This is a genomic window from Hominiventricola sp. (genome assembly GCF_057604405.1).
The window spans coordinates 1-1,484 of sequence record NZ_DBLYVB010000089.1; the positions used below are offsets into that span (position 1 = coordinate 1).

Below are 1,484 nucleotides of genomic sequence, written 5' to 3' on the forward strand. Positions count from 1 at the left end.
CCTCTAACACTTTATTAAATTCTTCCGGCATTTCCTGAATCATATTTTCATCCCCTATGATAGGGACAAGGTCTTCCTTCATAAACACCGGAATGCCGAGCGTATGTGCCTGGTCTGTCAAAGACCAGGCCCACTCCGGCTCCGTATGGACCTTCCTGCTCTGAACCCCAGTCATAGTGCCGACAACGATCCAGTTGATTCCGGAAAGGTCAACTGTGCCGGGATCGTCGAATAACGGCTCAAAGGTAACATGGTAATGCTTTGCTCTGACATTTTTCCGAAGGGCGTCGATACGCCACAGTTCTGCTTTCCTCGTCACCGTAACGCCAAACCATGCGTTTTTCAGATCGGTATCAAAATCCAGCAGATCAGGGCGCTTGGTAAGAAACAAGAACTGATGCTGTGGATTTTCACGGATCTTTGCAAATACCTCGTCTCTCCATTCCGGCTTCCATCCGGAGAGATCGCTCATGCCGGTAAGAAGAAAGTTTTGCGGACGTTTCTTTTCCATCATCTTGAGCTTGCCCGGAAAGAACTCAGGATCAGCGAAGTCATCGATCATATGCCAGCGTTTCACATTGTTGTGGGCATAGCAATATGCACACCCCACTGTGCAGCCGATGACGAGATTCATGTTCTGAATCTGATCTTTGATACAAATACTCATGACTTCTGCCACTCCTCAAGATTCTTTCTGATGCGGTCGAGGCATTCCTCAAACCGGGTAATTTCTTCCTCTGAAAAACCCTTGTAGTAAATGCTGCCCATCTCATCAGATACAGAATCGTACTCGCCCTTTAAGGCATGTGCTTTCTCAGTCAGAAACAGGAGTGTTTTCCTTTTATCCGTTTCAGACTGAACACGGCTTATCAGTCCTTGACGTTCCATTCTTTCCAGCATCGTCGTAAGAGATGTTATCGCTAATCCGCATTTGACCGAGAGTGACCTGATCGAGATTCCATCCTCCTGCCACAGCACATAAAGAATGCGCCCCTGGGCTCCATTGAACGCATCAATATTCTTTTCGCTGAGAATCTTCTCAAAAATCCGGTCCCCAAGCTGTTTTATTTTGGTGACAAGAAATCCTCCATTTGTTTTCATGCAAAAGCTCCTATATAGTAGTTTATAAAATCATACTATATAGGAGCTTTATTGTCAAGAGCTTGTATGTCTGAATAAAGGTAAATTCCGATTTATCAAATAAGAATTTCCGTCAATTTTTCACTTGACGAGACTTGATTCTAAGAGTAGGAACAAAATATTCTGCTGCCGGAGACGGACCATTCAGGTCGGTCTCCGGCAGTATTTTTGTTATCGCCTATTAAAAAACAGCCGGAACGATTTTCTGCTGCGTTACATCGACGATGCCATAGGTGTTCAGTCTGAGTCTGGGAATGACCGGAAGGCTGACGAAGGCGAGGGTCATAAAGATGCCGATGTCTTCCGCTACACCATGTGCCTTGAGGGCATCGTTCAGCGCCTGC

The 1,484-nt window shown here is 45.8% G+C and carries 3 protein-coding genes; all 3 read right to left on the reverse strand.

The genetic code is table 11. From position 1 onward, the window contains the following. Positions 1 to 667: radical SAM mobile pair protein A (locus ACZMB2_RS14230; RefSeq protein ID WP_487597200.1), on the reverse strand; the 667-nt coding region annotated here is incomplete at its 3' end. After that, positions 664 to 1,101: a radical SAM mobile pair system MarR family transcriptional regulator gene (locus tag ACZMB2_RS14235; RefSeq protein ID WP_410475845.1), complete on the reverse strand. Its 438-nt coding sequence runs from the start codon at positions 1,099 to 1,101 to the stop codon at positions 664 to 666. The genes ACZMB2_RS14230 and ACZMB2_RS14235, both read right to left, overlap by 4 nt. A 220-nt stretch (positions 1,102 to 1,321) precedes the next feature. Beyond that, on the reverse strand, positions 1,322 to 1,477 hold the full coding sequence (locus tag ACZMB2_RS14240) for an adenine deaminase C-terminal domain-containing protein (RefSeq protein WP_487597201.1): 156 nt from the start codon (positions 1,475 to 1,477) through the stop codon (positions 1,322 to 1,324). Positions 1,478 to 1,484 lie beyond the last annotated feature (7 nt).

Coding starts and splice junctions, on each gene's coding strand:
- ACZMB2_RS14235 (WP_410475845.1), bottom strand. CDS start 1,101: ATGAAAACAAATGGAGGATTTCTTGTCACCAAAATAAAACAGCTTGGG.